Raw genomic sequence first — 23,797 nt, forward strand, 5'->3', positions numbered from 1 at the left:
TTGCCTATTGCGGCTTGCCCTTGCTCCAGGTGGGCGAGGCCGCGAACAGCGGCACCGCCGAGATCGCCATCTTGGCGCTGCCCTCCTTCACCTCGCGCGAATGCGAGAGGTAGATCAGCGTGTCGTTGGCCTTGTCGTAGACGCGGGTGACGACCAGCGCCTTGAAGATCAGCGATCGGCGCTCAGAGAAAATCTCCTCGCCGCCCTCGTCGAGGTCGATGTCGCCGATGACGATCGGCCCGGTCTGCCGGCAGGCGATCGACGAGTTCGAGGGATCCTCGAACCAGTTTCCCTGGCGCAAACGGTCGACGACGCTGCGGTCGAAATAGCTGACATGACAGGTAACGCCGGAGATCTTTGGATCGGTGATGGCGTCGATCTTGATGTCGTTGCCGAGCCAGTCCGTCGAGATTTCGCCGACCTGCTCGGCCACGGCCGGTGCGACGGACGGCAGCAGGGCAAGGCTAGCAATCAGGGAAAGGGCGAAACGCATCTGCAGGGTTTCCTTGCGGGCCGGAAGGTCCACCCCACATGGGCCGGACAGCTTGTTTTGCAACGGCCGGTGCAGCGCGCTTGAGCCGCTTCCGTCAGGCCACAGCAGCGGCGCGGTTCATTCTATGGCCGACTTAGTGGATTTCTATCCAGCGGATATATCTGTAGAAGTCTCCCCGTCATGACGTTTCGATGATGGCCAGGGCCGTTGGTGCAAGGCCGGAAAGTTGACCTCCATGCCTTTGAAGAAATCGCCCGAGACCGACGGTCGCCGATCCTGGGAGGGCTCTCTCACACCGCGTCCCCTCCCCTGGCTCGCCGCCGCCCTCCTGTTGCTGGGCGGCGCGATGCTGCTTGGCACCGTCGTGCGCGAGTTCGACGACATCCAGGCCATGTTCATGGAGGACGGCCCGATCGAGATACTCCAGGCGGGCATGCTGGTGATCGCCGCGGCGGTGTTCGCTGTCGGTTTCCTACGATCGGCAGGCTCGCGCGCGCTGTTCTGCGCGGTTGCGGCCTTCGCTCTGATCTTTGCCGTGACCCGCGAGCTGCCGCGCTGCGGCAGCGCCTTCAGCGGCGACGGCATGTGCCTGCAATCCGGCTGGAAGACCATCATAGTTGCAGGCGCGGCTCTGCTCGCGCTTGCCGCCGTCCTCGTCCGGCGCCGGGAATGGACGCGCGACGTGCTCCGTCTGTCGAAGATCCGCTGGGTCTGGCCGTGCTTCGTGGTCGTCCTCTTCCTCGCCGGCGGAGAAGCGGCGGAGCATCGGATCCATGTCGAGATCGAGGAGTCGCTGGAACTAGCGGCCTATCTCTATGTCACCGCTTACGGCCTCTGGATCCTGCGCCAGACGCGGGCCGCAACCAACGCTGCAGAGCCTCGGCTGGCGGCCGGGCGGCGGCGCGCCGACGAGGTTCCGGGGTAGACCGGCGGCCGGCCGACACGATCCATTAAGCCTTACAGAGCATCATGGCCGGGTCCCGTCGACGCTGGAAACCCATGTCTCTCGTTGTGTCCCCGACCCGTATCCCTCTTTTTCTCGGCCTCGCCGCCCTGCTGATGCTGGCTTCCTGCGCTAGCATGCCGCGGACGATGTCGTCCGAGGAATGCATGACGCGGGTGATGTATTTCGAGTCCAACCGTTCCAGCGCCGAGGGCATGCTGGCGGTCGGCACCGTGGTGATGAACCGGATGAACTCCGGCAAATATCCCAAAAGCGTCTGCGGCGTCGTCGGCCAGAAGAACCAGTTCGCGCCCGGCGTCCTGTCGAAGCCGATGGGCAAGGGCCGCGAGCTCGCGACGAAGACGGCACGCATCGTGCTGCGCGGCAGCAAGCATCCCGAGGTCGGCCGGGCGATGTTCTTCCACACCGCCGGCTATTCCTACCCCTACAACAACATGCACTACGTCGCGATCGCCGGCGGCAACGCCTTCTACGAGAAGCGCCGCGATGCCAGCTCGACGCAGGCCGAGGTCGCCGCCCGCGGCAGCCGCCTCAACTACGAGCCGCCGGAGCGCCGGGTCGTCGTCCGCACCGCGCCGGCGCGGCAGGTGATGGTGGTTCCAGAACCCGTGACCCCGGCGGACTGGAACCAGCCGCAGGACATCAGGACCTTCCAGGCCAGACCCCAGGCGACGCCCGCCCCCATTACGCCGGCGCCCCAGACCCTCGACGCACAGCGTCTTGCACCGATGAGCATTGACGAGGTCATCGCCGGACAAGGCCTCTATTAGGCGGCGCAGCCTGTTCGGGTAATCGACTTCCACCCTCCCGCCGGCTAAGTCCGGCCGTCTGCCGGCGAGCGACGCCGGCCCTCGTGGGAGAAAGCGCCATGTCCGACCAACTCGTCTGGGGCATCATGGGGGCGGCCAACATCGCCCTTCGCAAGGTCATTCCAGGCATGCTCGGCGATGCCACGTCGCACATCCGCGGCATTGCCTCGCGCGACAGGGCCAAGGCGAAAGCTGCCGCCGAACAGTTCGGCTTCGAGACGCACTATGACAGCTACGAGGCGCTGCTCGCCGACCCCGCGATCGAGGCGGTCTACATTCCACTGCCGAACCATCTGCATGTGCCTTGGTCGGTGAAGGCGCTGGAGGCCGGCAAGCACGTGCTCTGCGAGAAGCCGATCGCGCTCGACGCGGCAGAGGCCGGACAGCTGATCGCAGCGCGCGATCGCAACGGCAAACAGGTGCTCGAGGCCTTCATGGTGCGCCAGCATCCGCAATGGCTGCGCGCCCGTGAGATCCTGCGCAGCGGCGAGATCGGCCCGGCAAAACTGGTGCAGACGACGCTCAGCTACTTCAACGCCGACCCCGCCAATGTGCGCAACATCGCCGAGATCGGCGGCGGAGCGCTCTACGACGTCGGCTGCTATGCCCTGCAGCTCGGGCGCTTTCTCTTCGAGAGCGAGCCACTTCGCGCCATCTCGCTGATCGACCGCGACCCCGAGATGAAGACCGACCGGCTGACCTCGGCCATTCTCGATTTCGGCGCCGGCCGGCAGCTGGCCTTTTCCACCTCGACGCAGCTCGTCCCCGCGCAGCGCACGCAGATTTTCGGCACCACCGGCCGCATCGAGGTGCCGGTCTCGCTCAACGCACCGCAAGGCGAGGAAACGCGGATTCACGTCGACACGACGGGGGCGATCGACGGCAGCGGCATCCGCACCGAAACGCTCGCGTCTTGCGACCAGTACACGCTGCAGTCCGCCATGGCGGTCCGGGTATTCCAAGGGCTGGAGACACCAGATTTTCCGATCGAGGATGCCATCGCCAACATGCGGTGCATCGACGCGGTCTACCGCTCGGGGCTGAGCGGCGCCTGGGAGACAATCTGACGCGGCAGGACGGCAGCGCCTTCAAACGAGAACGCCGAGCAGCCGGAGCGAGCTAAGGATCAGGCCGTCTTCCAGACCGCGCTGCCAGCCATCGCAGCGGCAAGCTTGGTCTCGCCCCATCAAGAGTAGCCAAAGGCCGAGGGCGAGAGGAATACCGATACCGGCTGCCAGCTGACCGATCACGCCGACCGAGCGTTCCACCCGGTCGTCAGCGGTGACGGACGTTCCGTTTAATGCGACACGCCGGGCATGGCGGCGCCCGTCAGTGAAGCGTAGGAATGGCGGATGGCACACGAAGCGACGATCAATGAAGAGCCCTCGATGCGATATCGGTGCAGGCCACCTCTGTCTGCGATGATACCATCGCCATCGGCGATGTTTTCGACACTGGCGATGGTTCGGATACTGCGCGCCCCGGTTTCAAGGCACTAAGCTGCAATGGCGCATTTCGCCCTGATCTGCCCCCCGTTCTACAGTCACATCAAGGTGTTTGAGGCACTCGCGAGCGTCCTCGTGGCGCGCGGCCATCACGCCACCTTCGTGCTGAATGCCGGCGCGGAGAAGCTTCTGACGCCGGGTGAACAGGTGGCTTGGAGGATCGTCGGCCGCGGGGATACCGACCTTGCCGCGATCACGCGCCGCGCAGCGCGGCCGAACGGCCCGCTCGGCATCCTGCGCACGGTCGCAGATACCACTTCGCTGACCGCCGCCCTCTGCCGGGACGGACCAGCAATCCTCCGCGAGCTCGGCATCGATGCAGTGATCGGCGACCAGATGGAGCCGGCTGCCGGCCTTTTGGCCGCCGCGCTGGGCCTGAAACAGATCTCGGTGGCCGCAGCACTGCCGGTCAACAGCGCGCCGGGCGTCCCGCTGCCCTTCCTCGACTGGCCCTATGATCCCTCGCAGGAGGGACTGAAGCGCAACCGCGGCGGCGAGCGGGTGGCCGCGCTCCTTCTGCGCCGGCAACGGCGTGGGCTGGAGGAATGGTCACGGCATTTCGGCCTGCCGCGCCGGGGCAGCCTCGAGGACTGCCTGTCGCCGCTGCTGCAAATCGCGCAATGCCCGGCGGCGTTTGATTTCCCGCGGCCGCCGCTCAGCGGCTTCCACGCGGTGGGCCCGATCCGCAACGAGACCCATGCGGCGACCGCGTCCCTGCCGTTCGCCATCGACTCGGCAAGGCCTTTCGTCTTCGCCTCGCTCGGTACGCTGCAGGGACACCGCCTCGACATCTTCCAGGCGATCGCGACAGCGTCCCGGCGGCTCGGCGCGCAGCTGCTCGTCGCCCATTGCGGCGGCCTTACCCCGGAACAGGCCGGCACGATCGACGCCGACGCCGTCACCGACTTCGCCGACCAGGCCGCCGTTCTCGACCGCGCCGACGTTTGTGTGACGCATGGCGGCATGAACACCGTGCTCGATGCGCTGCAGCGCCACGTGCCGCTGCTGGTCATTCCGATCGCCTTCGACCAGCCCGGCATCGCCGCCCGCGTGGTGCACCATGGCGTCGGGCGGATGCGGGCGCGCCGCGGCCTGACGGCGGCCAAGGTCGAGATGGATCTTAGCGCCCTCATCGGATCGCCGGGCACGCGCGCCGCGGTCCTGGCGCTCGGTCGCGACATCAGTGCCGATCAGCACGGCGCCCGGCATGCCGCGGACCTGATCGAGGCGGCCATCGGCGGCTGAGATCGATCGGCAGCAGCGCCTCGGATCGACTGAGGACGCGCCTTCGTCAGAGCACCTTACCGTCCACGCCGAAACGGTGGACCGGTCCGCCCCGGGGCGACAGCCCGATCGTGGTGCCGACGGCGATCTCGCTTTGGCCGGGAAGGCGGACGGTGAGTTCCGCGCCCTCGCTCAGCGTCACGTAGAGATAGGTGTCGGAGCCGAGGTGTTCAGCGTGACGGACCGTGCCGGACCAGCGGGCGCCCTCGCCGTCGACGGCCAGATGCTCGGGCCGGATGCCGATCGTCTCGGCGCCCTCGCGCGCGGCATAGGCGCCGATGAGGAAGTTCATCTTCGGCGAGCCGATGAAGCCGGCGACGAAGAGGTTGTCCGGCTTGTTGTAGAGATCGATCGGCCGGCCAACCTGCTCGATGCGGCCGGCGTTCAGTACCACGATCTTGTCGGCGAGCGTCATCGCCTCGATCTGGTCGTGGGTGACGTAGATCATGGTGGCGCCGAGCGCGCGGTGCAGGCGGGCGATCTCCAGCCGTGTGTTGACGCGCAGTGCCGCGTCGAGGTTGGACAGCGGCTCGTCGAACAGGAAGAGTTTCGGGTCGCGGACGATCGCCCGGCCGATGGCGACGCGCTGGCGCTGGCCGCCGGACAGCTCGGACGGGCGGCGCTTCAGGAGCGCCGTGAGGTCGAGCAGGTTTGCGGCTTTCGCCACCGCCGCCTCGCGCTCGGCCTTGCCGATGCCGGCCTGCTTCAGCGCGAGATCCATGTTGCCGGCGACCGTGAGATGCGGGTAGAGCGCATAGGACTGGAACACCATGGCAATGCCGCGCTCGGCCGGCGGCACCGCATCGACCGACTTTCCGGCAATCTCGACCGAACCGGAGGTCTGGTCTTCGAGCCCGGCGATGATGCGCAGGAGCGTCGACTTCCCGCAGCCGGACGGGCCGACGAAGACGACGAACTCGCCGGTCCCGACCTCGAGATCGATGCCCTTCAGGACCTCGGTGGTGCCGAAAGTCTTGACGATCCGGCTGAGACGCAGCGACTTCATGATGGCATCCTTGTCTGGCTCACAGCGTCACGCTGCGGTTCTCGCGCATGCTGACCTCGGCCGCGAGCACGATTTCCAGCGAGCGCACCGCGTCCTCGTTGTGGCGGGTGAGGTCGAGGTCTTCGCAGATGGCTTTCAGCACAAACGCCTGCTCGCGGTCGCAGAGCGCCTGGTGGTCCGGCTCGTCCGCCGTCGACAGCCATGTGTCAGGCCTCGCGAAACGGCCATCGGCGCCGCGCTCGGCATGGTGGACGCGGATGCGGGCGGTGCGGGTGTGCGTGTCGATGTCGCTGGAGGCGGCGCCTTCCTCCATGACGATCGACACCGAGCCTTTCGGGCTCATCACGTCCTTCACGAAGAAGGCGGTCTCGGAAATCATCGGGCCCCAGCCCGCCTCGTACCAGCCGACCGACCCGTCGTCGAACAGCACCTGCAGATGACCGTAATTGACCTGGCTTTCGGCGATCTCGTCCGACAGCCGCACGCCCATGCCGCGCACCTCGACCGGCCTGGCATCGGTGATCTGGCACATCACGTCGACATAGTGGACGCCGCAATCGACCAGCGGCGAGGTCGTCTGCATCAGCCGCTTGTGGATCTCCCAGGCAGGCCCCGTCGACTGTTGGTTGAGGTTCAGCCGCATGACGAAGGGGGGGCCGAGCTCGCGGGCCGTCTCAATGAACTGGATCCAGGACGGGTGGTGGCGCAGGATGTAGCCGATGACGAGCTTTTTGCCGGTGCGCTTGGCCGCGTCCGTCACCCGGCGCGCCTCCTCGGCGGTGCCGGCGAGCGGCTTCTCGACGAAGACATGCGCGCCGGCCTCCATGGCGCGCACGGCGAAGTCCGCATGGCTGTCGGTATAGGTGCTGATGGCGACGAGGTCCGGCGATAGCGCCAAACCCGCATCGAAGCTGCTCAGCAACGGATAGGCGGCGAGTTCCGGTGGCAGGTCGACGGGCGAACGGTTGTAGAAGCCTACGATCTCGAAGCCGGGATGGGCGTGATAGGCCAGCGCATGGCTGCGGCCCATCTGGCCGAGCCCGGCGACGAAGACGCGAAGGGGTGGGCTGTCACTCATTCGGTGTTCCATCTTCGAAACTTGCGAGCGCTGCCTTAGCGGCATCGACGATCGCAGGCACAGACTGACTGGCGGCGGACCAGAGCCGATCGACAGCGATCTCGAAATATCCGTGGCTCAGCTTGTTGCGGATTGCGTAGGCCGTGCGCAGGTCGAGCCCGGCAAGGACGCTCGTGTGATCAGGTACGAGCCTCATCAGATGTCCCGAGGCCTCGCCGATCACCTCGATGCATTTCATGACGGCATGCTGCGTCATCAAGTCTGCTGCAAAAGTCTTTCGGTCCTTGCCAGCAATATGGCGCGCGACCGCGTCCCCCCACTCAATAATGTCTTCAAGCCGGGCTCTGGGGCTTCGCTGCGTCGCCATCGTCAAAGTGGCCGCTGGTCACGCAGGACGTTCGGGCGAATGTCCTTCTTCAGCGTGTCCAACGTGAAAAGATCGACGCGGACTCCCAAGAGATCGATGAGCTGGAGCTCCAGTCCAACCAGGTCGAAGAGCGACACGTCAGCGGGCGCATCTACCAGGATGTCGAGATCACTGCCGTCGCTGTCGTCACCACGCCCAACGGAGCCGAACAGCCGTGGATTGTTAAACTGCGAGGCGGCAATCACCGCCAGCACCGCGTCGCGCTTTTCCGCCAGGATCTCCGAAGGCTTCATCTCACCCTCCCTCACTTCACCGCGCCGGAGGTAATGCCGCGGATGAGGTTCTTCGAGAAGAGGAGATAGAGCACCAGAACCGGCAGGATCGCCAGCGACAGCGCCGACAGCACCGCCTCCCAGTTGGTGAGGTACTGGCCAAGGAACTGCTGGGCGCCGAGCGTGACCGTCTTAGTGGACTCGCCGGGGGCGAGGATCAGCGGGAACCAGAGGTCGTTCCAGATCGGGATCATGGTGAACACCGCGACCGTCGCCATCGCCGGCCGCACCAAAGGCAGGACGAGGACGAAGAACACCTTGTACTCCGACATCCCGTCGATCCGCCCGGCATTCTTCAGATCGTCCGAGACCTGGCGCATGAACTCCGACAGGATGAAGACGGCCAGCGGCAGGCCTTGCGCGGTGTAGACGAGGACCAGCGCCGTCAGCGTGTTGACGAGGCCCGACGCCACCATCATCTCGAGGATTGCCACCGTACCTAGCCGGATCGGGATCATGATGCCGAGCGCCAGGAAAAGGCCGAGCAGCATGTTGCCGCGGAACTTGTATTCCGACAGCGCAAAGGCCGCCATCGCCCCGAACAAAAGGACCAGGAAGATTGCCAGCAGCGTGACGATCAGGCTGTTCTGGAAGTAGAGCAGGAAGTCGCCTTGCGCCGCGACGGTGCGGTAGCCGGCGACGTTCGCCGTCTCCGGCAGCGGCGGCATCAGCGGGCTGCCGAAGATGGCGCGGCGGGTCTTGAACGAGTTCATCACCACCAGGAGCACCGGCAGGACGGCGATCAGCGAATAGGCGACGAGCGCGAGATGGACGAGGCCGGTGCGCAAGGATGCGGGACGGGAACGGGCCATGTCAGCGCCTACATCTGGTAGCGGCGAATGCGCCGCTGGATGACGAAGAGATAGAGCGACACGCCGAGGAGGATGATCAGGAACATCGCCGTCGCGATGGCCGCGCCCATCGACCGGTCGCCTTGCTGCAGCTGGAAGCCGAAGAAGGTGCGGTAGAGGAAGGTGCCGAGGATGTCGGTGGAGCCGTTCGGACCGGCGAGCGCCCCTTGCATGGAATAGACGAGGTCGAAGGCGTTGAAGTTGGCGACGAAGGTGAGGATCGCAACGAGGCCGATGGTCGGCAGGATCAAGGGCAGCTTGATCTTCCAGAACTGGCTGAAGCCGGTGACGCCGTCGCACTCGGCTGCCTCCAGGATCTCATCGGGAATGGTCAGGAGCGCGGCGTAGACCAGCATCATCGGGATGCCGACATACTGCCAGACCGAGACCAGCGAGACCGTGGTCAGCGCATAGGCTTCCTGGCCGAGATAGGGCGCGAACAGGCTCTTCAGACCGACGGCGCCGAGGAGGCCGGGCGCGACGCCCCAGATCGGCGAGAGGATCAGCTTCCAGATGAAGCCGACGATGACGAAGGACAGGATCGTCGGCAGGAAGATCACCGTCCGGTAGATGGCGACGCCCCTGAGTTTCGGGATCGACAGGAGGGCGGCGAGCGCGATGCCGACCGGGTTCTGCACCAGCATGTGGATGGCGAAGAAGTAGAAATTATTGCCGAGCGCGTTCCAGAAGCTTTCCGACCAGCGTGGGTCGCCGAACAGAACCTTGAAATTGGCGAGGCCGACGAACTCCGTCCCCTCGGCGGTGCGCCGCTGCAGCGCCGCCCAGAGCGTGTCGGCGAGCGGGAAGATCATGATCGCGGTGTAGACGATTAGCGCCGGCGCGAGGAACACGGCGATGTGCCAGCGTCGGGGCTTCTTCGGGGCCGTATCGTGCATGGGCTCTGGTTTCCGATGCCGGATGCGGGGACGGCGGCAGGGTTTTCGCCCGCCGCCGCGATGGATGGGTCGGCGCTTACTTCGCGATTGGCGTCGCGGTGCCCGGCTTGTACCAGCTGTCGAGGCCCTTCTGCAGCTTGGCGGCGGCTTCCGCCGGGGTTTCGACCTTGTTCATGACATTGGCCGATTCCGCCCAGGTCTCGTTCTCAAGGTTCGGCGTGCCGCGCGACAGGATCTGGTAGGTCGAGCGGATGGTCGGCTCGCATTCCGAGCGCCACTTCACGAACTCCTGCGCCAGCGGATCCTTCAGCTCGATCTTGGCGTCGATCAGCGGGAAGAAGCCCGGCGCCTCGTTGGCGTAGATCGTCGCGAACTCCGGCGACGCGACCCAGGACAGGAAGGTCTTCGCCGCCTCGGCATTCGGGCTGGCGGCGTTGAGGCCCATGGCGATGTCCGGATGGTCGGAGATGTAGCACTTGTCGCCGGCCTTCGGCACCGGCGGCTTGAAGGCGCCCATCTCGAAGTCCACCTGACCCTTGAACGGCGAGATTTCCCAAGAGCCGGTCGGGTAGATCGCGGCGCGGCCGAGGGTGAAGAGGTTCTGGCTGTCGGGATAGGTCTGCGCCTCGAAGCCGTCGCCCATATAGGGCACCCACTTCACCAGTTGCTCGTAGGGTTTTACCCAGTCGGCATCAGTCAGCTTCTGCTGGCCGCCGACCAGCGCCTTGCGGCCCTCCTCGCCCTTCCAGTAGTTCGGACCAATGTTCTGGTAGCCCATGGTGGCCGCCTCCCACTGGTCCTTGGTGCCCATGGCGAGCGGGACATAGGTGCCGTCGGCCTTGATCTTGTCGAGCACCGCGAAGAACTCGTCTTCGGTGGTCGGCACCTCGAGCTTCAGATCGGCGAACGCCTTCTTGTTGTACATGAAGCCGTGCAGCACCGAGGCCATCGGCACGCAGAAGGTCTCTTTGCCGTCGTCGGTCGACCAGGCGGTCTTGGCGATGGCGCCGAAATTCTCCATGCCCGGCAGGCCGGTGAGATCGGCAAGCTGCTTCTTCTGGAACAGCGCGAGCGATCCGTCGAACGGGCGGCAGGCGATGAGGTCGCCGCCTGAGCCGGCGTCGAGCTTGGCCGAGAGGGCCGAGTTGTACTCGGTCGGCGCCGAGGGCGAGAACACCACCTTGATGTCGGGATGCTGCGCCTCGAAGGCCGGGATGATCTTCTCCTGCCAGACGGCGAGATCGTCATTGCGCCAGCTCTCGATCGTCAGCGTCGTCTCGGCCATCGCCGGCAGCGACGCGGTCAGCGCGGCAAGGCTTGCGAAGGTCTTCAGAAACATGCGGTTCATCACGGGCGTCTCCATCGGGTCAAGGTTCGGGTCAACAGACAGACGACGGGCGCCGAGCGCGCCCGCTAGAGATCGGAGAGGGCGCGACGGAGACTTCCGTCATGCCCGGCGAGGCGCGCCCTTGCGGCGTCCAGGCCAGGCGCGCCCGATGCGATGAGCACGGCAAGTTTTACGTCGCCGCCGGCCGCGCCGACGGCAGCGACCGCGGCGGCCGCGTCGACGCCGGCGATGTCGCCGACCATGCGCGCCGCCCGCTGCCGCAGCTTCTCGTTGTCGGCGCGAAGCCCCACCATGTGGCCGTCATGGACATGGCCGAGCCGCAGGGCGACGAGGGTAGACAGCATGTTGAGCGCGATCTTCTGCGCGGTTCCGGCGCCCATGCGGGTGGATCCGGCGACGACCTCCGGCCCACTGTCGAGGACAACCGCGACGTCGGCGACCGCCAGCATCGGCGCGCCGGAATTGTTGGCGATGGCGGCGGTCGCGGCCCCGGCGGCGCGCGCCGCGACAAGGCCCGCCAGCGTATAGGGCGTCGAGCCGCTGGCGGAGATGGCGATGACGCAGTCCTTTGCGCCGACCTTGGCGGCCGCGACATCGAGCGCCGCCTGTTCGCCGTCGTCTTCCGGCCCACCGACAAGGCTCTCCGTGATCGCGAGGCCGCCGGCGAGGATGGTCGCAAAGCGCTCGGCCGGCTCGCCATAGGTCTGCGGTATTTCGAGCGCGTCGCCGAGGGCGATGAGGGCCGGGCTGCCGGAGGCGAGATAGATCAGGCGGCCGCCGTCCTTCAAGCGGCCGACGGCCAGCACTGCTACCTTTTCCAGCGCAGGAATGGCGGCACCGACACAGGCGACCGCGCGCGCCTGGCCCTCGAGCAAGACCTTCAGGACCTGCGCATCCTCCCATCCGTCGATGCCGACCACCGCCGGATCCCGCCGCTCCGTCGCGCGCAGCGTCATCGCGGGATGCCCCGAAAGGCCTCGGCGCAGACAAGGGCGGGATGATGGGAAATGGCGATCACTCTCGGTTTCGGTCCACTGGTTTCGGTCGAGCTTGATTTTCGCCAGCGCGCTGAGAGCATTGGCTGGCTTGCAGGGATGTTACCAACTTAATGCCATTCGTCCAGCCGAAACTGTTAACTTTTTCATCTGCTGCAATGCAGCATGATTTTTGTGCATAAACCATGAATATTCGCGGTCGCGTGACCTTTCGGTAAGAGCACGTCTAGGTCAGATCCCCAATATTGGTTGCACCTCTGGCCTGTTTTGGTATTACTTCGGGATGGAGGCCTCATGCAGCAGCCTATCTTGATCGGTGTCGATGGCGGGGGCAGCCGGTGCCGTGTGCGGGCCCGACTGCGCGACGGAACGCCGCTCGGCGAAGCCGAAGGCGGATCGGCGAACATCTTCAGCGATCTCGACGGCGCGCTGGCGACGATCGTCGCGGTGGCGGCCGAGTCGCTCGCAGCGGCAGGGCTCGGCAAGGCCGATCTCGGCCGATGCCATGTCGGGCTCGGGCTCGCCGGCGCCAACATCCCCTCGCTTTCGGCCGAGCTGATGCAACGTCCCTTGCCCTTCGCCGCCCGCGCGCTGGAAAGCGACGCCGTGGTCGCCTGCCGCGGCGCGCATGCCGGAGCGGACGGGGCGATCGCGATCATCGGCACCGGCACCGCCTATGTACTGCGGCGCGGCGACGCCTTCACCTCGATCGGCGGCTGGGGCTTCGCCCTGTCCGACCATGGCAGCGGCGCCTTCCTCGGCCGTGCCGCGCTCACCGCAGCGCTCCTCGCCCATGACGGCATCGGTCCGGCGAGCGGGCTGACGGACACAGTGCTCGAGCGCTTCCACCAGGATGCGGCGCGGCTGGTGGAGTTTGCCGACGAAGCGCGCCCGGGCGATTTCGGCGGTTTCGCGCCGCTCGTCGTCGACCGGGCACAGGGCGGGGACACGGTCGCCGAGGCGATCCTTTCCGATGGCCAGCGCCACATCGAGGCGGCGCTGCAGCGGCTGCTCGACCTCGGCGCGCCGTCGATCGTCCTCCTCGGCGGACTGGCGCCGCGCTACCGCCCGCGTTTGCCGCAGACGCTTCAGGAAAGACTCGCCGAGCCGCGCGGCGACGCGCTCGACGGCGCGCTGGCGCTGGCCGCGACGCTGCTGCCGGAGGCCCGGCCTTGAACGAGGTCTTCGACCAGAACTTCATGACGCCCGGCACCGGCGGCCCGCTCTACCGCCAGCTGCAGGAGCGTATCCGCCGCTCGGTCGCGGAGGGCCGGCTGAAGCCCAACGAGGCCTTGCCGCCCGAGCGCGACATCGCCGCCGGCATCGGCATCTCGCGCGTCACCGTTCGCAAGGCGATCCAGGCGCTGGTCGGCGAGGGCGTGATCCGCCAGCGGCATGGGTCCGGCAACTTCGTGGCGGAAGCGCCGAGCCGGGTGCAGATGGGCCTGTCGCACCTCAAATCCTTCACCGAGGACATGCGGAGCCGCGGCTCGGCCACCGGCTCGCGCTGGCTGGAACGCACGCTGTCGACCGTCAGCCCCGACGAGGCCATGCAGTTGCGGCTTTCCCCCGGCGAGCCGGTCGCGCGCTTCCACCGTCTCCGCCTCGCCAACGCGTTGCCGATGGCGATCGAGCGGGCCGTGGTGCCCGCCCGCATCCTGCCCGACCCCGCCGCGGTCGAGGCCTCGCTCTACCAGGCGATGGAGGCAGCCGGCCACCGGCCGGTGCGGGCGCTGCAGCGGATGACGGCGGCCAATCTCGCCGCGGCCGATGCGGCCCTCCTTGGGTTGGAGCCGGGCGCCGCGGCGCTGTCGATCCTGCGGCTCTGCTTCGACGCCCATGGCGAGGCCGTCGAGTTCACCCGCTCGCTCTACCGCGGCGACGCCTACGACTTCGTCGCCGAACTCACGATCTGAAGGATCCCATGAGCCAGTCCCAGAAGAGCCTGATGCGGTCCGAAATCGACGAGACGCCAGAGGCCGTGCGCTGCCTCCTGGCGCAGTCCGGCGCCGCGATGCATGCGGCAGGGCGGGCGCTGCGCGATCTCGATCCGCCGGTGGTGGCGACCGTCGCCCGCGGCTCCTCCGACCATGCCGCGACCTATTTCAAATACGCGACGGAGATTCTGAGCGGCGTGCCGGTCGCTTCCTTCGGCCCCTCCGTCGTCTCGATCTATGGCGCCCGGCTGAAGCTGAAGGGCGCCGCGGCGCTCGCGATCTCGCAGTCCGGCCAGAGCCCCGACATCGTCTCGCTGCTGACCGCCGCCCGCGCCGGCGGCGCGAAGACGATCGCGCTGGTCAATGCGCCGGACTCGCCGCTCGAGGCCTCGGCCGACCACGCCGTCCGCCTCTCGGCCGGCCCGGAGCAAAGCGTCGCGGCCACCAAGAGTTTCGTCGCCTCGGTCGCCGCCGCGCTCGGCATCCTCGCCGCCTGGACCGGCGACGAACAGCTCGGCGCAGCGCTCGACGCCCTGCCCGGCCACCTCGACGCGGCGCTGACGCACGACTGGTCCGAGGCGCTCGAGGCAACCGTTCAGGCGGGGTCGCTCTATACGCTCGGCCGCGGCGTCGGCTTTGCGGTCGCCGGCGAGGCAGCGCTGAAGTTCAAGGAGACTTCGCTCCTCCACGCCGAATCCTATTCCGGCGCCGAGCTGCTGCACGGGCCGGTCTCGCTGGTCGAGGGCGGCTTCCCGGTCTTTGCCTTCCTGCCGGACGATGCCGCGCACGCCAATCTCGTCGGCGTCGCCGGGCAGCTGGCGGCCAAGGGTGCAAAACTCTTCGTCGCCGGGCGCAACGCGCCGGGCCACCTCCTGCCGACGACCGCCACCGGGCACCCGCTGACCGAACCGCTGGTCATGCTTCTCTCGTTCTACGGCTTCGTCGAAGAGGTGGCGCGCGCCCGGGGGCTCGATCCCGATGTGCCGCGCGGCCTCTCGAAGGTGACGGAGACCGTCTGATGGCCGCATTTGCGCTGGTCGGCGCCGAGATCTTCGATGGAGAAAGCCGCCATGCCGGGCAGGCGCTGGTCGTTGCCGGCGGCGTGATCCGGGCGATGGTGCCGGCGGCGGCACTCGACCCCGTGGTCGAGCGGGTGACGCTGGACGGTGGCCTTCTCGCACCGGGCTTCATCGATATCCAGGTAAACGGCGGCGGCGGCGTGCTCCTCAACGACACGCCGACCGTCGAGGGCGTCCGCGCGATCTGCGCCGCGCATGCCCGCTTCGGCTCCACTGCCTTGCTGCCGACGGTCATCACCGACCGGCCGGCGGTGACGTTCGCCGCCATCGCCGCGGTCGAGGCGGCCTTGGCGGCCGGCGTGCCCGGTTGTCTCGGCATCCACGTCGAGGGCCCGTTCCTGTCGGTCGCCCGCAAAGGCGCGCACGACCCAGCGCTGATTCGCCCAATGCAGTACGACGACCTCGCCGCATTGGTCGCGACGACCGTGCGGCCGCTGCTGCTGACCGTCGCACCGGAAAGCGTTTCGCCAGAGCAGATAAGCCGGCTTAGCAAATCTGGAATCGCCGTCTCGCTTGGGCACACCGACACCGATTTCGACACCGCTAACGCCGCCTTCGACGCCGGCGCGCGCGGCGTGACGCATCTCTTCAACGCCATGAGCCAGCTCGGGCACCGCGCGCCCGGCCTTGTCGGCGCGGCGCTGGCACGGCCGGAGATCTGGTGCGGGATCATCGCCGACGGCCACCACGTTCATCCCGCCGCCATCGCCGCCGCCTTGCGCGGCAAACGCCTGCCCGGCCGGCTGATGGCGATCACCGACGCCATGCCGACGGTCGGCGTCGACGACGATGTCTTCGTCCTCAGCGGCCGCACGGTCACCCGGCGCGACGGCCAGTTGACGCTCGACGACGGCACGCTGGCCGGCTCCGACCTCTCGATGATTTCAGCCGTCCGCTATCTCGTCGACACCGTCGGCATCGACCTCGACGAGGCGCTGCGGATGGCGGCGGTGTATCCGGCGGAATTCCTCGGGCTCTCGGCAAGCCACGGTCATCTCCGCGTCGGCGCCCGCGCCGACATCGTCCACCTCACCGCCGCGACGGAGATCGCCGGTGTCTGGATCGGCGGCGAGCGTTCGGCCTGAGCGGCGGTCGAACAGAGCCATTCTTCCCAGCGAAGCGCGGGAACCGATGCGGAGGCATGGAAACTGGCTTCGCTGGTGAAAGCGGGCCGGCACTTCCGTTACCGAACCGGCGTGGGAACGCAGAGGCATGGGTCCCCGGGGCCAAGGCCCCGAGGATGACGAGCGTCAGCGTTGCTGCACAAACGGCGCCGCAGCTACGCCTCAGGCAAGCCGCTGCGCGTGCCAGCGCAGATGGTCTTCCATGAAGGTCGAGATGAAGTTGTAGCTGTGGTCGTAGCCGGGCTGGCGGCGGAGTTCGAGCGCGATGCCGGCCTTGGCGCAGGCGGCCTCGAGCAGTTCCGGCTTCAGCTGACCCTCGAGGAAGTTGTCGGCCTCGCCTTGGTCGACCAGCAGTTCCTTCACCCGCGCGCCGTCCTCAATGAGCGCGACGGCGTCGTGCTTGCGCCAAGCGGCGCGGTCGTCGCCGAGGTACATGGTCAGCGCCTTGTGGCCCCAGGGAACCTGGCTCGGCGCGACGATCGGCGCGAAGGCTGAGACCGAGCGATAGCGATCAGGGAGACTGAGGCCGATGGTCAGCGCGCCGTGGCCGCCCATCGAATGGCCGAAGATCGACTGCCGGGCCGGATCGACGGGGAAATGGGCGGCGATGAGCGCCGGCAGCTCCTCGGTGACATAGCGCCACATCTGGTAGTTCTTGGCAAAAGGCTCCCGCGTCGCATCGACGTAGAAGCCGGCGCCGAGGCCGGCGTCGTAGGCGCCCTCGGCGTCGTCCGGCACTCCCTCGCCGCGCGGCGAGGTGTCGGGCGCGACGAGGATCAGGCCGAGTTCGGCGCAGACCTTGCGGTACTCGCCCTTGTCCATGACGTTGGCATGCGTGCAGGTGAGGCCCGAGAGGTACCAGACCACCGGAAGCTTCGCGCCTTCCGCATGCGGCGGCACGTAGACCGCGAAGGTCATGTTCGTGCCGGTCGCGGTGGAGGCATGGCGGTAGACACCCTGCACGCCGCCGTGCGCCTTCGCCGTCGAGACGGTTTCCATCGCCGCCGCCATCAGAACACCACGACCGAGCGGATCGACTTACCCTCGTGCATCAGGTCGAAGCCCTTGTTGATGTCCTCCAGCGGCAGGACGTGGGTGATCATCGGATCGATCTGGATCTTGCCGTCCATGTACCAGTCGACGATCTTCGGCGTGTCGGTGCGCCCGCGCGCGCCGCCGAAGGCCGAGCCCTTCCAGACGCGGCCGGTGACGAGCTGGAACGGCCGGGTGGAGATCTCCTTGCCGGCCTCGGCGACGCCGATAACGACCGAAACGCCCCAGCCGCGGTGGCAGGCTTCGAGCGCCTGGCGCATGACCATGGTGTTGCCGGTGCAGTCGAAGGTGTAGTCGGCGCCGCCGTCGGTGAGCGCCACGAGATGCTGGACGATGTCGCCGTCGATCTTCTTCGGGTTGACGAAGTGGGTCATGCCGAACTTCCGGCCCCACTCCTCCTTATCGTCGTTGAGGTCGACGCCGATGATCTTGTCGGCACCGACGAGGCGGGCGCCCTGGATCACGTTGAGGCCGATGCCGCCGAGGCCGAAGACGACGACATTGGCGCCCGGCTCGACCTTGGCGGTGTTGACCACGGCGCCGACGCCGGTGGTGACGCCGCAGCCGCAATAGCAGGCGCTCTTGAACGGCGCGTCCTTGCGGATCTTGGCGACAGCGATCTCCGGCACGACGGTGAAGTTCGAGAAGGTCGAGCAGCCCATATAGTGGTGGATCGCCTGGCCCTTGTAGCTAAAGCGCGTCGTGCCGTCCGGAAGGAGGCCCTTGCCCTGGGTAGCGCGGATGGCGGTGCAGAGGTTGGTCTTGCCGGAGAGGCAGGATTTGCACTGCCGGCATTCCGGTGTGTAGAGCGGAATTACGTGGTCGCCGGGCTTCACATAGGTGACGCCGGCGCTGACCTCGCGCACGATGCCCGCGCCCTCATGGCCGAGCACCGAGGGAAACAGGCCCTCGCTGTCGAGGCCGTCGAGCGTATAGGCGTCGGTGTGGCAGATGCCGGTCGCCATGATCTCGACCAGGACCTCGCCGGCCTTCGGGCCTTCCAGGTCGAGCTCGACGATCTCGAGTGGCTTCTTGGCCTCGAAGGCTACGGCGGCGCGGGTCTTCATGTCAGTCTCTCCTCTTCCCTGGCGGCGATTGCTAGCCGCTTCTGGCCGCGTTGCAAATGCCGTCGCGGCCAAAAAACGACAGGCTGTGGGAAGCGTGGCCGGGACGCCGGGCGTTAAGGAAGTGGTTACCATCCCAGGCCGATAACCCGGCTCCCCAATGCAAAGGAGCCAGCATGAGTGACACGGTCGGTATCGCAGGCGGACAGATCCGCGCCTTCGTCGAGCGCATCGAGCACATCGAGGCCGAGATCGCCGAGCTGAACGAAGGCAAGAAGGAAGTCTTCGCCGAGGCCAAGGGCGAGGGTTTCGACGTCAAGATCCTGAAAGAGATCATCAAGCTGCGCAAGCAGGACCAGGAAGAGCGCGACGAGCACGACACCGTCCTCGACCTCTACATGCGCGCCATGGAAGAAGAGGCAAAGGCCCCCGCCAAGGCCGCCTGAGCCGCCACAAGCGCCTGTGCCAAAACCGTCGAGGGAGGGATGCGCCTCGAGCGCCCCTCCCCTGAGCGGTTCGGCACGCATCCGCCCCGCATGGCGAACGCGGCAGGTTCTCGCCTCGCGCCAAACTCCAGGCGATCGCTTTAGCGAAGGTCGCCCGGCGCTCCGCTTTCCACGAGCCGCAAGCGCGGACGAAGGCCGGGCTCCAGCGACGCATAGATATCGCCGAGAGCCAGCACGCTGCCGATCTCGGGCAGCGCGATCGCCTGATCGAGGCCATCATACTTCTCGACCTGCCAGAAGCCACCGCCATCGCGCCGGTAGAGCTTCGCCGAAACGAGATCGGGATCGACGAGCAGAATCAGCAAGACCGCGCCGTGAGCTCGGTATTCGTCGAGTTTGTCCGTCGCATCCATGGCAGAGGTGCCGGGAGAAGCAACCTCCACGACCAGCGTCGGACGCAGCGCTTCGACGGCATTCGGGTCGCTGGCCGCGCAATCGACGACGACATCGGGATAGCGGATGCTGCCGGGCCCCGTCCGCACGGCGGTGTCGCTGGCGGTCGTCCGGCATCCCCCGCGCCGCGCCTGCGGCAGCAAGGCCGCCAGGATATTGGCGGCCACCACGTTGTGGCTCTGCTTGGCACCCGCCATCATGCGGACGATGTGACCGTCGACCAGCTCGAACCGATCTTGCTGGGTGGAAATCCAGCCGAGGAATTCGTCCGAAGAGACCAGTTCTGGGTCGGGGAAGGCCATCTTGATCCCATCTGAATCGCCGTCCCGGACAATAGGCGAGGCAACGGACGCGATCAACGCGCCCCTGGCCTCGAGCCTTTGCGGTTCAGTCCTTCAGCGTGCGCTCCAGCAGCGCTAGCCAGTTGCCGCCGGCGATCTTGCGGACCAGCGCCTCGCCGTAGCCGTGCTCCTTGAGATAGGCGAGGAGCCGCGGCAGGCCGGCGACGTCGCCGATCGCATCGGGGATGACCGCGCCGTCGAAATCCGAGCCGAGGCCGACGCGATCCTCGCCGAGTTGCTCGATCATCGCGTCGAGATGGCGGGCGACGACGTCGAGGCCGGTGTCGGGGAGCATCTGCCCGTCGGGCCTCAGGAAGGCCGCGGCGTAGTTCAGCCCGACCATGCCATTGCTCTCGCGGATCGCGGCGAACTGGCGGTCGGTGAGGTTGCGGGCGTGCGGGCAGATGGCGTGGACGTTGGAATGCGTCGCCACCAGCGGCGCATCAGAGAGTTTCGCGACATCCCAGAAGCCGGCTTCGTTGAGATGCGAGAGGTCGAGGAGGATGCCGAGGTCGTTGCAGCGCCGGACGAGCTCGCGGCCGTGATCGGTGAGGCCCGAGCCGGTATCAGGGGAGCTCGGATAGCGCATCGGCACGCCGTGGCCGAAAATGTTCGGGCGGCTCCAGACCATGCCGATGGAGCGGAGGCCCGCGGCATGCAGCAAGTCGAGCATGCGGAAATCGCCGTCGATCGCCTCGGCGCCCTCGACATGCATCACGGCGGCGATGGCGCCGGCGGCGAGCGCCGCGCGGATGTCGGCGTTGGAGCGGCAGATTTGGAACTGGCCTTGCGAGGCGCGCTCCAGCCGCAGCATGATCGAGGCCATCTTCAAGGTGTGGTGCTGGGCGTCCACCCAATCAAGCGGCTTTGGCAGCGGCAGGTCGTAGGCGTGGCCCTGCATCATCGCCAGCATGTCGCGTTCCATCACCGAGGGCGGATAGATCGCGAACAGGCCGCCGACGAAGCCGCCCTGGCGCATGCGCGGCAGGTCCATCTGGCCGCCTTGCCCGCCTTCGATAAACCCACGCTCGACGTCGCCATCCTCCTGCAGCGACAGGCGGAACAACACGTCATTATGGCCGTCAAAGACGGGCACGGGGTTATGGCCGTCAAAGACGGGGATGAGGTCGCTCATGTCGTGATCCCTTGCCGGCGGCGCGTGGCGACGCCCGTCCGGCTGGGATAGCGGGCGCCCCGGGCCGAGACAACCGTCCCGGACCGAGCTTTCCGCCTCAGGCGGCGCTGAACGCCTCCAGGCGCGCCAGCCGCTCGCGGACGCGCAGGTCGCGCGGATCCTCGGCGTCGAAGCCGGCGTCCCCGTCGTCCTCCTCGGCCTCGGTCTCCACCGTCTCGTCCGCATCCTCGTCGAGCGTCGTGCAGAAGATCTTCCAGGGCGCAAAGCGGTTGCCGAGGGAGACAGTCGTCGGGGTCGCCGTGTCGGTCCAGTTCGTCATCGGGTTACCTCCGCGTTTCATACCGTTCGATATGATTGAAATGCAGCAGCTGGCGGCTGAAATCAAGCTAAAACGTATCGGACGGTATGAAATTCCCGTGACGCCGATAAGATGCCCGCACGGCTAGGGAATTCGCTTGGGCTGAAGAGCCCAGTGGGCTTGACGCTCGCCGGCTTTCCCTGACTGTGCCGGAAAGAGAATCGGGCTGAGACAAGCGTCCCAAAAGGAGCGACGACACTGGAAATCGACGTCGCCACCATTGTCGTGCTGATCGCCGCCGTCGTCGCCTTCGGCGCGCTGGCCCGCCCGCTTTCGAGCCGGCTGCAGGTTCCGGTCTCCATCGTGCTGGCGCTCGGCGGCGCGACCCTCGGTTTCGCCAGCGCCTATTCGATCGCCCATCCCGGCAGCCTGCTGCCGACCGATTTCGCTCTGTTCATCTCCGACCTGCCGATCGGCTCGAACCTCTTCCTCTACGTCTTCCTCCCGACCCTGTTGTTCCAGAGCGCGCTGGGGGTGGACATGCACCGGGTGCGCGAGGACCTGCTGCCGATCATCGCCTTGGCGCTGGTCGCGGTGATCGCCGCCACGATCGGCGTCGCCCTCGCGCTCTGGCCGTTCTCCGGCATGCCGCTGCTGGCCTGCCTGCTCTTGGCTTCGCTGATCGCCACGACGGACCCGGTCGCGGTGATCGCGATCTTCAAGGATGTCGGCGCGCCCGAGCGGCTGACGCAGCTCGTCGAGGGTGAAAGCCTGTTCAACGATGCGGCGGCCATCGCGCTGTTCCTGATCTTCTCGGCGGCGATCGTCTCGCCGGCGAGCCTGACCGTCACCGATGCCGCGCTCGACTTCCTGCTGCTGCCGCTCGGCGGGGCAGCCGTCGGCTTCCTGATCGCGCTGATCTTCCTGTCCCTCCTGAAGCTGATCGGCGACGACCGCCTCACCGCCATCTCGCTGAGCCTGGCCGTCCCCTATTTCTGCTTCTGGGGCGCCGAGCACATGCTGCACGTCTCCGGCATCATCGCGGTGGTGACCGCCGGCGTGACGCTCGCAACGCTCGCGCCGGGGCGAATGACCACCGACACCTGGCGCCATCTCGCCGACACCTGGGAGCAGCTCGCCTCCTGGTCGGCGATCCTGATCTTCGTCCTGACCTCGCTGACCATCCCGCGCCTTCTCGGCAAGGCCGAACCCTTCCATCTCGTGCTGCTTGGCATCGTCTTCGTCGCCGCGCTGCTCGCCCGCGCGCTGGTGCTGTTCGGCCTGCTGCCGCTGCTGACGCGGCTCGGGCTATCGGCCGAAGTGTCGCGTCCCTATCGCATCGTCGTGCTCTGGGGCGGCCTGCGCGGATCGATGACGCTGGCTCTGGCACTCGCCGTAACCGAGCATCCCGGCATTCCGGACGAGACCGCAGGCTTCGTCGCGACCCTTGCCACCGGCTTCACGCTGATGACGCTGCTGGTGCAAGGCACGACGCTGCGGCCGCTGATCCAGAGGCTCGGGCTCAACAAACTGACGGGCGTCGACCGGGTGCTGCGCGACATGGCGCTCGACGTCACCGCCACCCGCGTCGGACGGTTCTCCCGCGACATGGCGCAACGCTTCCAGGCCGACGGGGCCGTGGCCGAGGGTGCCGACGACGCTGCGCTGGCCGAGGAGGTGGCGACCACGGCCTCGGCGGAACGCGCTGCCGACGCGCTGACCGAGGCCGAGAGGGTCGCCATCGCGCTCGTGTCGATCGGGCTGCGCGAGCGCGAGACGGTGCTCGAGCATTTCGCCATGGGCACCGTCGCCCCGCGCATCGCCCAGCGGCTCTCGGCCGAGGCCCGGCGGCGGCTCGACATGGCGCGCGCCGACGGCATCGAGGGCTATCGCCGGGCGAACCGCGAGGAAATCGAGTTCCTCTGGCTCGACCGCGTCGCCTTCAGCCTGCAGCGCCGCTTCGGCTACAGCCGGCTGCTGTCACTGCGGCTGTCGGTGCGGTTCGAGACGCTGATCGAGACCTCGCTGGTGGTCAGCGAACTCCTGATGTTCGTCGAGAGCGACCTGCGGCCGGTGGTCGGCATCGGCACGCTCGACACCGCCACCGATGCGCTGCGCGAGCGGCTGGCGCTGATCGAGCGCGAGATCGATGCGGTGCGGCTGCAATATCCGGCCTATGTCGTGGCGCTGGAAAGGGCGGTCATCGCCCGGTCGGCGCGGGCGCGCGAGGCGATGGAACTCGCGCATCTCCGGCGCTCCGGCCTGATCAGCAGCGAGGTCGAGCGCGACGTGCTGCTGACACTGTCGGAACGCGACGACGCCGACACGCTGAGCCCGCCGCTCGATCTCGGCCTCGACACCCGCGACATGATCGACCGCTGCGACCTGTTCAGCCCGCTTTCGCCGGATGACCGCACCGATCTCGAACAGTTCCTGAAACCCTTTTTCGCCGCGCCCGGCATGCGCATCATCACCCGCGGCGAGGTCGGCGACGCCGCCTATTTCCTGCTCTCGGGCGCCGTGGAGATCGACACCGGCGCCACCGTGATCCGCCTTGGCCGCGGCGAGGTGTTCGGCGAGATGGCGCTGCTTTTCGACGTCAAGCGCCAGGCCGACGTCACGGCGATCGCCTACTGCACGCTGCTGCAGCTCTCGCTCGCCGACTTCCAGCGCTTCCTGTCGATGCACCCGGCGCTGCGGACGGCGGTCGAAACGGTCGGCCAGCGCCGGCGCGACGAAAATGCGGGGGTTGCCGACGTCGAGGCGGCCTGACGCCGGCCTGTCAGTCCCGCTGACCGGCGGCTGGACCGGAATACCGAGGTTGCGGACGCTTCGTCCCTGCGGTCGAACGTCGCCGGCGCTGATGGGCGGGTTGCCAGACCTTCCGCAGGGATAGGAAGCATGCATGATGGCGTCTTCGCACCGCGAGAGGGCCGCCC

The 23,797-nt window shown here is 67.3% G+C and carries 23 protein-coding genes and 1 pseudogene; 10 read left to right on the forward strand and 14 right to left on the reverse strand.

Annotation, left to right across the window (positions count from 1 at the left end; genetic code table 11):
- Positions 1 to 4: 4 nt before the first annotated feature.
- On the reverse strand, positions 5 to 499 hold the full coding sequence (locus ACZLZY_RS20335; RefSeq protein ID WP_472935929.1) for a CreA family protein: 495 nt from the start codon (positions 497 to 499) through the stop codon (positions 5 to 7).
- A 229-nt stretch (positions 500 to 728) separates the two neighbouring features.
- On the opposite strand from ACZLZY_RS20335, the gene ACZLZY_RS20340 reads away from it, so the two are divergent.
- The 4 genes and pseudogenes from ACZLZY_RS20340 (at position 729) to ACZLZY_RS20355 (ending at position 5,016) form a co-directional block, all read left to right on the forward strand.
- The gene (locus ACZLZY_RS20340) at positions 729 to 1,418 is read left to right on the forward strand and encodes a hypothetical protein (RefSeq protein ID WP_472935872.1); all 690 of its coding nucleotides are present in this window, start codon (positions 729 to 731) and stop codon (positions 1,416 to 1,418) included.
- A gap of 134 nt (positions 1,419 to 1,552) precedes the next feature.
- Positions 1,553 to 1,969 (forward strand): annotated as a pseudogene (locus tag ACZLZY_RS20345) (cell wall hydrolase); the annotation flags it as partial.
- Positions 1,970 to 2,325: 356 nt separating this feature from the next.
- The gene (locus tag ACZLZY_RS20350; protein WP_472935873.1) at positions 2,326 to 3,333 is read left to right on the forward strand and encodes a Gfo/Idh/MocA family protein; all 1,008 of its coding nucleotides are present in this window, start codon (positions 2,326 to 2,328) and stop codon (positions 3,331 to 3,333) included.
- A 438-nt stretch (positions 3,334 to 3,771) separates the two neighbouring features.
- Positions 3,772 to 5,016, forward strand: a complete 1,245-nt coding sequence (locus ACZLZY_RS20355; RefSeq protein ID WP_472935874.1) for a glycosyltransferase — start codon at positions 3,772 to 3,774, stop codon at positions 5,014 to 5,016.
- A gap of 46 nt (positions 5,017 to 5,062) precedes the next feature.
- Here ACZLZY_RS20355 and ACZLZY_RS20360 read toward each other — a convergent pair whose 3' ends face one another.
- The 8 genes from ACZLZY_RS20360 to ACZLZY_RS20395 all read right to left on the reverse strand — a co-directional run bounded on the left by ACZLZY_RS20360 (position 5,063) and on the right by ACZLZY_RS20395 (position 11,889).
- On the reverse strand, positions 5,063 to 6,061 hold the full coding sequence (locus ACZLZY_RS20360) for an ABC transporter ATP-binding protein (protein WP_472935875.1): 999 nt from the start codon (positions 6,059 to 6,061) through the stop codon (positions 5,063 to 5,065).
- 19 nt (positions 6,062 to 6,080) lie between these two features.
- Positions 6,081 to 7,139, reverse strand: a complete 1,059-nt coding sequence (locus ACZLZY_RS20365) for a Gfo/Idh/MocA family protein (protein WP_472935876.1) — start codon at positions 7,137 to 7,139, stop codon at positions 6,081 to 6,083.
- A complete protein-coding gene (locus tag ACZLZY_RS20370) occupies positions 7,132 to 7,506 on the reverse strand; it encodes a HepT-like ribonuclease domain-containing protein (protein ID WP_472935877.1) in 375 nt (124 codons plus the stop codon). Before ACZLZY_RS20370 ends, ACZLZY_RS20365 begins: the two co-directional genes overlap by 8 nt.
- Before the next feature lie 2 nt (positions 7,507 to 7,508).
- Positions 7,509 to 7,799, reverse strand: a complete 291-nt coding sequence (locus ACZLZY_RS20375) for a nucleotidyltransferase family protein (RefSeq protein WP_472935878.1) — start codon at positions 7,797 to 7,799, stop codon at positions 7,509 to 7,511.
- Between the two features lie 11 nt (positions 7,800 to 7,810).
- The gene (locus ACZLZY_RS20380) at positions 7,811 to 8,650 is read right to left on the reverse strand and encodes a carbohydrate ABC transporter permease (protein WP_472935879.1); all 840 of its coding nucleotides are present in this window, start codon (positions 8,648 to 8,650) and stop codon (positions 7,811 to 7,813) included.
- A gap of 8 nt (positions 8,651 to 8,658) precedes the next feature.
- Positions 8,659 to 9,585: a carbohydrate ABC transporter permease gene (locus ACZLZY_RS20385; protein ID WP_472935880.1), complete on the reverse strand. Its 927-nt coding sequence runs from the start codon at positions 9,583 to 9,585 to the stop codon at positions 8,659 to 8,661.
- A 76-nt stretch (positions 9,586 to 9,661) separates the two neighbouring features.
- On the reverse strand, positions 9,662 to 10,933 hold the full coding sequence (locus tag ACZLZY_RS20390; protein ID WP_472935881.1) for an ABC transporter substrate-binding protein: 1,272 nt from the start codon (positions 10,931 to 10,933) through the stop codon (positions 9,662 to 9,664).
- A gap of 65 nt (positions 10,934 to 10,998) precedes the next feature.
- Positions 10,999 to 11,889 (reverse strand): N-acetylmuramic acid 6-phosphate etherase, encoded by an 891-nt coding sequence (locus ACZLZY_RS20395; protein ID WP_472935882.1) that lies wholly within the window; start codon positions 11,887 to 11,889, stop codon positions 10,999 to 11,001.
- A gap of 333 nt (positions 11,890 to 12,222) precedes the next feature.
- Here ACZLZY_RS20395 and ACZLZY_RS20400 point away from each other — a divergent pair, with 333 nt between their 5' ends.
- Genes ACZLZY_RS20400 through nagA form a run of 4 tightly spaced genes read left to right on the forward strand, consistent with a single transcriptional unit; the run spans position 12,223 to position 16,029 of the window.
- Complete coding sequence (locus tag ACZLZY_RS20400; protein WP_472935883.1) at positions 12,223 to 13,104, forward strand: glucosamine kinase nucleotide-binding domain-containing protein; 882 nt, start codon at positions 12,223 to 12,225, stop codon at positions 13,102 to 13,104.
- Positions 13,101 to 13,844 (forward strand): GntR family transcriptional regulator, encoded by a 744-nt coding sequence (locus ACZLZY_RS20405; protein WP_472935884.1) that lies wholly within the window; start codon positions 13,101 to 13,103, stop codon positions 13,842 to 13,844. The genes ACZLZY_RS20400 and ACZLZY_RS20405 overlap by 4 nt, the downstream gene beginning before the upstream one ends.
- 8 nt (positions 13,845 to 13,852) lie before the next feature.
- Positions 13,853 to 14,884: an SIS domain-containing protein gene (locus ACZLZY_RS20410; RefSeq protein ID WP_472935885.1), complete on the forward strand. Its 1,032-nt coding sequence runs from the start codon at positions 13,853 to 13,855 to the stop codon at positions 14,882 to 14,884.
- Positions 14,881 to 16,029, forward strand: coding sequence for an N-acetylglucosamine-6-phosphate deacetylase (nagA, locus tag ACZLZY_RS20415; protein ID WP_472935930.1), 1,149 nt, complete (start codon positions 14,881 to 14,883; stop codon positions 16,027 to 16,029). The genes ACZLZY_RS20410 and nagA overlap by 4 nt, the downstream gene beginning before the upstream one ends.
- 201 nt (positions 16,030 to 16,230) lie before the next feature.
- On the opposite strand, the gene fghA is transcribed toward nagA, so the two are convergent.
- Together fghA and ACZLZY_RS20425 are read right to left on the reverse strand one after the other, a co-directional pair.
- Positions 16,231 to 17,067 (reverse strand): S-formylglutathione hydrolase, encoded by an 837-nt coding sequence (gene fghA, locus ACZLZY_RS20420; protein ID WP_472935886.1) that lies wholly within the window; start codon positions 17,065 to 17,067, stop codon positions 16,231 to 16,233.
- 11 nt (positions 17,068 to 17,078) lie between these two features.
- Positions 17,079 to 18,188 (reverse strand): S-(hydroxymethyl)glutathione dehydrogenase/class III alcohol dehydrogenase, encoded by a 1,110-nt coding sequence (locus ACZLZY_RS20425; RefSeq protein ID WP_472935887.1) that lies wholly within the window; start codon positions 18,186 to 18,188, stop codon positions 17,079 to 17,081.
- A 173-nt stretch (positions 18,189 to 18,361) separates the two neighbouring features.
- Between ACZLZY_RS20425 and ACZLZY_RS20430 the strand changes: the two genes are divergently transcribed.
- Positions 18,362 to 18,631: a DUF2312 domain-containing protein gene (locus ACZLZY_RS20430; RefSeq protein WP_472935888.1), complete on the forward strand. Its 270-nt coding sequence runs from the start codon at positions 18,362 to 18,364 to the stop codon at positions 18,629 to 18,631.
- A gap of 140 nt (positions 18,632 to 18,771) precedes the next feature.
- On the opposite strand, the gene ACZLZY_RS20435 is transcribed toward ACZLZY_RS20430, so the two are convergent.
- The 3 genes from ACZLZY_RS20435 to ACZLZY_RS20445 all read right to left on the reverse strand — a co-directional run bounded on the left by ACZLZY_RS20435 (position 18,772) and on the right by ACZLZY_RS20445 (position 20,879).
- Positions 18,772 to 19,386, reverse strand: coding sequence for a Uma2 family endonuclease (locus ACZLZY_RS20435; RefSeq protein ID WP_472935889.1), 615 nt, complete (start codon positions 19,384 to 19,386; stop codon positions 18,772 to 18,774).
- Between the two features lie 85 nt (positions 19,387 to 19,471).
- Positions 19,472 to 20,560, reverse strand: coding sequence for a dipeptidase (locus ACZLZY_RS20440; protein ID WP_472935890.1), 1,089 nt, complete (start codon positions 20,558 to 20,560; stop codon positions 19,472 to 19,474).
- Positions 20,561 to 20,657: 97 nt separating this feature from the next.
- On the reverse strand, positions 20,658 to 20,879 hold the full coding sequence (locus tag ACZLZY_RS20445) for a hypothetical protein (RefSeq protein WP_472935891.1): 222 nt from the start codon (positions 20,877 to 20,879) through the stop codon (positions 20,658 to 20,660).
- 264 nt (positions 20,880 to 21,143) lie between these two features.
- On the opposite strand from ACZLZY_RS20445, the gene ACZLZY_RS20450 reads away from it, so the two are divergent.
- The gene (locus tag ACZLZY_RS20450; RefSeq protein WP_472935892.1) at positions 21,144 to 23,630 is read left to right on the forward strand and encodes a cation:proton antiporter; all 2,487 of its coding nucleotides are present in this window, start codon (positions 21,144 to 21,146) and stop codon (positions 23,628 to 23,630) included.
- Positions 23,631 to 23,797: the final 167 nt, after the last annotated feature.

This window comes from Mesocryomonas lacus, from assembly GCF_055730135.2.

Bases quoted from the DNA above. Each gene is read 5' to 3' on its own strand.
- ACZLZY_RS20340 (WP_472935872.1), top strand. From the start codon at position 729: ATGCCTTTGAAGAAATCGCCCGAGACCGACGGTCGCCGATCCTGGGAG.
- ACZLZY_RS20350 (WP_472935873.1), top strand. From the start codon at position 2,326: ATGTCCGACCAACTCGTCTGGGGCATCATGGGGGCGGCCAACATCGCC.
- ACZLZY_RS20355 (WP_472935874.1), top strand. From the start codon at position 3,772: ATGGCGCATTTCGCCCTGATCTGCCCCCCGTTCTACAGTCACATCAAG.
- ACZLZY_RS20360 (WP_472935875.1), bottom strand. From the start codon at position 6,061: ATGAAGTCGCTGCGTCTCAGCCGGATCGTCAAGACTTTCGGCACCACC.
- ACZLZY_RS20365 (WP_472935876.1), bottom strand. From the start codon at position 7,139: ATGAGTGACAGCCCACCCCTTCGCGTCTTCGTCGCCGGGCTCGGCCAG.
- ACZLZY_RS20370 (WP_472935877.1), bottom strand. From the start codon at position 7,506: ATGGCGACGCAGCGAAGCCCCAGAGCCCGGCTTGAAGACATTATTGAG.
- ACZLZY_RS20375 (WP_472935878.1), bottom strand. From the start codon at position 7,799: ATGAAGCCTTCGGAGATCCTGGCGGAAAAGCGCGACGCGGTGCTGGCG.
- ACZLZY_RS20380 (WP_472935879.1), bottom strand. From the start codon at position 8,650: ATGGCCCGTTCCCGTCCCGCATCCTTGCGCACCGGCCTCGTCCATCTC.
- ACZLZY_RS20385 (WP_472935880.1), bottom strand. From the start codon at position 9,585: ATGCACGATACGGCCCCGAAGAAGCCCCGACGCTGGCACATCGCCGTG.
- ACZLZY_RS20390 (WP_472935881.1), bottom strand. From the start codon at position 10,933: ATGAACCGCATGTTTCTGAAGACCTTCGCAAGCCTTGCCGCGCTGACC.
- ACZLZY_RS20395 (WP_472935882.1), bottom strand. From the start codon at position 11,889: ATGACGCTGCGCGCGACGGAGCGGCGGGATCCGGCGGTGGTCGGCATC.
- ACZLZY_RS20400 (WP_472935883.1), top strand. From the start codon at position 12,223: ATGCAGCAGCCTATCTTGATCGGTGTCGATGGCGGGGGCAGCCGGTGC.
- ACZLZY_RS20410 (WP_472935885.1), top strand. From the start codon at position 13,853: ATGAGCCAGTCCCAGAAGAGCCTGATGCGGTCCGAAATCGACGAGACG.
- fghA (WP_472935886.1), bottom strand. From the start codon at position 17,067: ATGGAAACCGTCTCGACGGCGAAGGCGCACGGCGGCGTGCAGGGTGTC.
- ACZLZY_RS20425 (WP_472935887.1), bottom strand. From the start codon at position 18,188: ATGAAGACCCGCGCCGCCGTAGCCTTCGAGGCCAAGAAGCCACTCGAG.
- ACZLZY_RS20430 (WP_472935888.1), top strand. From the start codon at position 18,362: ATGAGTGACACGGTCGGTATCGCAGGCGGACAGATCCGCGCCTTCGTC.
- ACZLZY_RS20435 (WP_472935889.1), bottom strand. From the start codon at position 19,386: ATGGCCTTCCCCGACCCAGAACTGGTCTCTTCGGACGAATTCCTCGGC.
- ACZLZY_RS20440 (WP_472935890.1), bottom strand. From the start codon at position 20,560: ATGAGCGACCTCATCCCCGTCTTTGACGGCCATAACCCCGTGCCCGTC.
- ACZLZY_RS20445 (WP_472935891.1), bottom strand. From the start codon at position 20,879: ATGACGAACTGGACCGACACGGCGACCCCGACGACTGTCTCCCTCGGC.